Annotated in this window: 9 protein-coding genes; 5 read left to right on the forward strand and 4 right to left on the reverse strand. The window is 47.8% G+C overall.

Annotation, left to right across the window (positions count from 1 at the left end):
- Positions 1-9 precede the first annotated feature (9 nt).
- From AC286M_RS36005 to AC286M_RS36015, 3 genes are all read right to left on the reverse strand, one after another.
- On the reverse strand, positions 10-756 hold the full coding sequence (locus AC286M_RS36005; RefSeq protein WP_488209017.1) for a hypothetical protein: 747 nt from the start codon (positions 754-756) through the stop codon (positions 10-12).
- A 159-nt stretch (positions 757-915) separates the two neighbouring features.
- Positions 916-1191: a hypothetical protein gene (locus AC286M_RS36010; RefSeq protein WP_488209018.1), complete on the reverse strand. Its 276-nt coding sequence runs from the start codon at positions 1189-1191 to the stop codon at positions 916-918.
- On the reverse strand, positions 1121-1288 hold the full coding sequence (locus AC286M_RS36015) for a hypothetical protein (RefSeq protein ID WP_488209019.1): 168 nt from the start codon (positions 1286-1288) through the stop codon (positions 1121-1123). Before AC286M_RS36015 ends, AC286M_RS36010 begins: the two co-directional genes overlap by 71 nt.
- 706 nt (positions 1289-1994) lie before the next feature.
- Here AC286M_RS36015 and AC286M_RS36020 point away from each other — a divergent pair.
- On the forward strand, positions 1995-2462 hold the full coding sequence (locus AC286M_RS36020) for a hypothetical protein (protein ID WP_488208413.1): 468 nt from the start codon (positions 1995-1997) through the stop codon (positions 2460-2462).
- Positions 2463-2591: 129 nt separating this feature from the next.
- Here the strand turns inward: AC286M_RS36020 and AC286M_RS36025 are convergent, their stop codons facing one another.
- Positions 2592-2951 carry a Uma2 family endonuclease gene (locus AC286M_RS36025; RefSeq protein WP_488208412.1) on the reverse strand — a complete coding sequence of 120 codons (360 nt, stop codon included), beginning with the start codon at positions 2949-2951 and terminating at the stop codon, positions 2592-2594.
- A gap of 188 nt (positions 2952-3139) precedes the next feature.
- On the opposite strand from AC286M_RS36025, the gene AC286M_RS36030 reads away from it, so the two are divergent.
- The 4 genes from AC286M_RS36030 to AC286M_RS36045 all read left to right on the forward strand — a co-directional run bounded on the left by AC286M_RS36030 (position 3140) and on the right by AC286M_RS36045 (position 5538).
- On the forward strand, positions 3140-3346 hold the full coding sequence (locus AC286M_RS36030) for a nucleotidyltransferase family protein (RefSeq protein ID WP_488209020.1): 207 nt from the start codon (positions 3140-3142) through the stop codon (positions 3344-3346).
- A gap of 210 nt (positions 3347-3556) precedes the next feature.
- Entirely contained in the window at positions 3557-3733 is a 177-nt protein-coding gene (locus AC286M_RS36035; protein ID WP_488209021.1) for a DUF433 domain-containing protein, read from the forward strand.
- 58 nt (positions 3734-3791) lie between these two features.
- Entirely contained in the window at positions 3792-4157 is a 366-nt protein-coding gene (locus AC286M_RS36040; protein WP_488209022.1) for a DUF5615 family PIN-like protein, read from the forward strand.
- A gap of 223 nt (positions 4158-4380) precedes the next feature.
- Positions 4381-5538 (forward strand): transposase, encoded by a 1158-nt coding sequence (locus AC286M_RS36045; RefSeq protein ID WP_488205777.1) that lies wholly within the window; start codon positions 4381-4383, stop codon positions 5536-5538.
- Positions 5539-5578 lie beyond the last annotated feature (40 nt).

Here is a 5578-nt window from a genome sequence, read left to right on the forward strand (position 1 = left end):
AGTTCCAACTTATTTTGTGTCGCTAGATTTCCTTGGCAACGGTCTTCTGCCATTCAATGATGAGGCAATCAGCCAATTGCGAACCCAGTTGTCGTGATAACGAAATCCGTTGAGTTGCTGAAAGGGGCATAAGCACCCGCCCATCGCTTTGCGAGTCTTGCGACAAAAAGGATGGAAGTTCCAGAGTAGCGCCATCGAGCGCACCGACTGTTCCGCCGAGTCCCAGAATCCATGAAAATCTTGCATGGCATACAGGGTACGGTCAAGATAGTTCATGGGACGGTCAACCTGATTGCTGGTGCGATAGGCGTCAGGGAAGTCAAAGGCGCGTTGGAAGACGTGAGATTTGTCGTTGAGGCGTCGCAAGCGAGCGTCAATGGCCTGGGGCAACGCGTGGGTGTTCACCCACTCCAGCAACCGACGCAATCGTTGAGCAAAGTGACGTTTGCTCTGGCCCCGATACAGATGCCAAAGCTTGTCGGCTAGTTGCTGACCCAGGACTGGTTTAGAGCGGCACCCATCGCGAATTTTAATCACCTCATGCAGGAAGCACAGAATCCAGACCAGGCCAGGGAATAGCTCCTCCCAAGCGGCTCGGGTGGCCTCCCAACCATCAGTCGTCACCGTCTCGGGCGCATAGTCGGGAACATGATGGGCAGCTTCCTGCTGGAATACCCCATAGGCTGCGGTTAATCCATCCTGACCCGCATTGGCACTGAGACTGGCTCCCAGGACGCACCCTTGCGCCGCTGTCACTGCCAGATAGACTCGCTGCCCGTGCCAATCACAATAGCTCTCATCGGCAACTAGATGGGGGGGAGCGCCGTTTCCCTTTTGAGGGTACTGCCCACAATCGAGGCTCGACCGAACAACTGGCGCGGCCGATACCGTGCGTCTCAGAACAGCCAGGCGCGACTAGGCAATCCCCTCATACGACAGGCCATGCTTTCTTAAATAGAGCGCTTTGTCGGCCATCTCCGCCGTCTCGCTCATGTACGGCGTCGCCAAATCGGGACGCAGTTGATAAGCCTCTCCCGGTACTCGGCAGCAAAATCCGCCGGGTCTTGAGCCGTCGCACGAGAGAGAGGACTCGACCCATCCATGAAAGCGATAGCCCGCTTCAATCCCGTCGGGAAACAGTTCTGGGTGAGCCTCGATCTGCCTCGTTGAGATACTGCCGAAAGGACTCACGGTCTTCTACTAAGACCTCGTAGTCAAGGTCGTCTGCAATGGGCAGACAAATCGGTTTATCGCCTGCTGTGCCACGCTTGCGTCGTTGCTGAGCCATCGGCTTTGGCCTGCTGAACTCTCTGTCTCAATTTTAATTCAACACAAACTTGGGTGGAACCAGAAGGAGAGAATGCCAATCAAAATGAGATTATAATTAGTTCGGATAATGATTTGAATACAGATTTTATCATTAACTATTTTGCAGATAAATAATATTTCAAAGGCTAAAATAATCCATTATTCAGAAGACATGGCAAGGCGGGTAGTAATTAAATTGTATGAAAAAAAGTACATGAAAAAATATTAAAAGTTGAACTGTTACTACAACATCCATATAATGCTGTGAATCTGAATCAGCTAGGAAAAATTGCTTTATTTCATCAAGGAGCCACTACTGACTTTGGAAACTTACAGAATCTTTCTGTTAAATACTATAGCGAACCAGCTTCTCTACGAGGAGTTAAGTTAGACGATAAATATTGCTTATGGGGTGGTATACATACAGAGTAAGGAACGATTTAGATGAATCACCTTGGTTATATGGACATAATAATGCGGCTATAATGGCTCAATCAAATCAGCCGGCTTCTCAAGTTTTTTCTGAGAGCTTAGACAGAACTTTTTATACTTTTTGGAACAATTCAGTTTCAGATATAGACATCAAACTTGAGGTCGGGAACGCGCGAGATAAGCTCGTAGGCTTAGGAGTAAATCAAATTCATCAGTGAAGTAACAAATTGAACTCAACTATGGGATGAAAATTCATGAATAATAGTGTATGGATCGCGGTGAAAGGTGTCGTCCAAAAAGGACATCAGGTTGCTTCAGGGAAATCGAGAAGCAGTCAATATGCAGATAGTTCAATCAAAATACAGAAGCCCTTCTTTAAACAACTAGGTCTTGATCTTGTTGATTTTTATGATGGCACCTTGAATATCTCAATCGAACCATATTGCTTTACGATGAAGAATCCAGAGTTCACGTTTTTTAATGTTGAATGGACATCATTGCATCCACCTGAGCACTTTTCCTTTTCTTCCTGCAAACTTTTGTTTGAAGGTATTGAATTCAACGGTTGGATCTACTATCCTCATCCAGAGACTAAAAAGTCTCATTTCCAAAACCCTTCAATACTAGAAATAATTGCGCCGCCTATTTCTAATATTAAATACGGAGATGAAATCCAAATTCTGATCAACAAAAATGAAGTTTCACTAAAAGAAAAAACATAAAATAAACCCCAACAGGGTTGAAAAGTAGAGTTTTCCCTCAGGGAAAACTCTACTTTCAACCTGGATTTGGTTTAATAATCGCCGATTAAATCTATTATTGTGTCAAATCCCACTACGCTATAGCCTTTCCTAGGCTACTGAGGTACCAGTTATTTTTTGGAAGCCGCGCGAAGTGCGGCTTCCAAAAAATAATCTCCCTTTACTAGCGCAAGAAGCGCTATAAACTGAGCATCTGCCTAATGAAACGTAGAGTTTATTGGTAGAAAGATGCAGCAAACGGGTACGAGAAATAATCCACGGATGTCCCTTGCGATCGCACTCAATATTCAGCCGACTAGCAACTTTGCCAGCCACCGTTTCATGGGTGCCAGTGGGTTCCATATCGATTAGCTCCCCATCGGCCAGTTCATAGCGAGGATTATCGGCATAGCGAGCGAGAAATTCTTCAAAACTGAGAACGAGGGATGATGACGTTTGGGTTATGGTCAAAAAACCGTCTGAAACAAAGCAAGATTGATTACCATCCAAGCATCCTAAATAATTTAAGAGGCTTCGAGATCTCATCGTACGCCAGTGCTATTTAATGTAATGGCGCACCAGAATCTATCCTAAATATTTAGCTAATCCATATAGACGTTCCTCTATATTATGAACATCATCCTTACCTAACCTCCACTGTGAACTGTCAGGAAGTTGTTGCCCTTACCCAAACTCATCGCGCTGATTTAGAAGCACTCGGCGTTAAATCCTTGGAGCTGTTCGGTTCCGTTGCTCGTGACGAAGCAACGCCCGAAAGCGACGTTGATTTCGTGGTCGAGTTTGCAATTGAGGCGACCTTATTTGATGTGTTTCGGGTACGTCATTATCGTTCGAGGGCCTGTTAGGACATAAAGTTGATTTAGGAACCCGCACTGCTCTCAAAGAGCATCTACGGGAATCTGTTACGAAGGATGTGGTATGTGTCTTCTAGAGATCGCACTTCTCCACATCACCCATCCCAAACATCAGCGAGATTGAGCTGCGATCTCAGTTCCATAATGTGTTTAAGCGGTGATAATGGGGCGAGAAAGAGGAGCTATTGGTGAGGATTCATCATGCTGGGTTTTGACCGAATTACATTTGACCCTAATATCATGGCGGGACAGGCTTGCATTCGCGGAATGCGCGTTCCGGTTTCTCTTGTACTGAACCTTATTGCCAACGGACAGTCTACTGAGGACATCATTGCGGACTATCCTTATTTAAGCCGGAAGATATTCAGCAATCTTTGAAATATGCTGCTTGGTTAGCAACTGAGCGAGTTTATCCCAGCGTTACTCCAAAAGCAGGATGAAATTTCTTGCAGATATGGGAATCTCACCGCAAACGGTCAATCTGTTGCGCCAACAAGGCCATGATGCTATTCATTTGCTGGAAGGAGGCTTGGAGCGGCTATCTGATGGAGACATTCTGATCAAGGCGCGAAATGAGAATCGTATCTTACTGACGGTTGATTTAGATTTTGGGTATTTGTTGGCAGTAAGTAGGGCAAATCTACCAAGTGTCATTCTTTTTCGGTTAGACAATGCTACTCGTGCAGCACTTGAAGAGTGGCTATCCGATGTCCTAAATCAATGCGAAGAAGTATTGATGAAGGGGGCTATGATTTCGGTCAGTAGCGAGGCATTCCGAGTTAGACCACTGCCACTAATTTAAGCAGTGCGATCGCACTTTCCACTCCACAGATCCCACTCATCAGCTAAATTGAGTTGCGATCGCAGCCCCAATCTTCAATCAGGTGCCGTAAGTGCGATTGCCCCTTAGTGGTGCAGAAAAGCTCTTGAAAGTGTGCTGTGTCGGGATTCTCATCATAAGACAAGGAGACGGGAAGAGGTGTTCCATGAGACGCTAAAAAGTTCCCCAACTCATAGCGACTCTTATGGAAGCACCTCTTCTCTATCGTCAACTGATGTCCCAACTGCGTCAATGGGTCAAGCCCAAAGACCAACGTCATTTGCAAGGCGTGGCCGAAACGGTCGCCGCGATTCTTTTGTCTAGCAGTGCCTGTCTCGGGAAATGGCTGGCCTACCTGAGTCATCGAGGCTGCCAAGCCCGAGCCCATATGGAACGGCTCAGTTACTTGCTGCACAACGAGCACATCAGTGCAGAACGATTCTATGCTCCACTGCTGCGTCATGCGCTGCAAGCCTTTCAAGACAGTGCGCTCACGCTCACGTTGGATACGAGTCTGCTGTGGAATCGATTCTGTCTGATTGAGGTCTGTCTGGTCTGGGGTGGACGCTCGTTGACACTGGCCCAAACGGTTGTAGAACATGGCAGTGCGACCGTCAGCTTTGAGACCTACTATCCGGTATTAGTGGCCGCCAAAGCCGTTCTGCCGCCGGGGTGTTCGGTCACCTTATTAGCCGACCGGGGCTTTGAACATGGAGAGTTGCTGCGATGCTTGGAGGACTGGCAGTGGGATTGGTTCATCCGAGCCAAGAGCGATTTGACGGTCACGTTAGCGACAGGGCACTCCTGTTGTGTCCAACAGTTACTGCCTCCACCGCAACAGGCTCATCTCTTTCATCAGGTGACAGTCTTGGAGACTGTTCACTGTCATCTGGCCACTGCACAGCAATCGATAGCTGCCGACCCATGGGCCGTTCTCTCGAGTCAACCCCCGTCTCTACAGACCTTTGCTCGCTATGGACAGCGCTTTGGCGGCATTGAGCCACACTTTAAGGATTACAAATCCGGCGGATTTGATGTCCTTGACTCGGGTTTGCGAGAGGCCCAAGCGCTCACCCGTCTCGTCATGCTGCTCGACATCGCCAGTTTGATTGCTCTGATGGTGGGCTGGATGCTGGTAAAAGCTGGGCAGCGCTCGAAACTGGACTGGCATAGTCAACGGGGACTGAGTTTTCTGCAACTGGGTCTTCGAGACCTGGCTCGACGCTGCTATCAACGGGTTGCTATTCCCATTCTCAATGCACTTCCCCGGCACAGTCCACCCACCGCTTGTGCCTCGCGGGGCAAGCAGGCCGCTCTCGACTGCCGCTTCGAGTTCTCTAAAGTGGTTGTATTCTCATCTTGAGACTCAAAACAGTTCATCAAAAGTTTTCTGCACCACTAAG

The organism is Thainema salinarum CENA647 (assembly GCF_057732415.1).

Coding starts and splice junctions, on each gene's coding strand:
- AC286M_RS36015 (WP_488209019.1), bottom strand. CDS start 1,288: ATGGCTCAGCAACGACGCAAGCGTGGCACAGCAGGCGATAAACCGATT.
- AC286M_RS36020 (WP_488208413.1), top strand. CDS start 1,995: ATGAATAATAGTGTATGGATCGCGGTGAAAGGTGTCGTCCAAAAAGGA.
- AC286M_RS36035 (WP_488209021.1), top strand. CDS start 3,557: ATGCTGGGTTTTGACCGAATTACATTTGACCCTAATATCATGGCGGGA.
- AC286M_RS36040 (WP_488209022.1), top strand. CDS start 3,792: ATGAAATTTCTTGCAGATATGGGAATCTCACCGCAAACGGTCAATCTG.
- AC286M_RS36045 (WP_488205777.1), top strand. CDS start 4,381: ATGGAAGCACCTCTTCTCTATCGTCAACTGATGTCCCAACTGCGTCAA.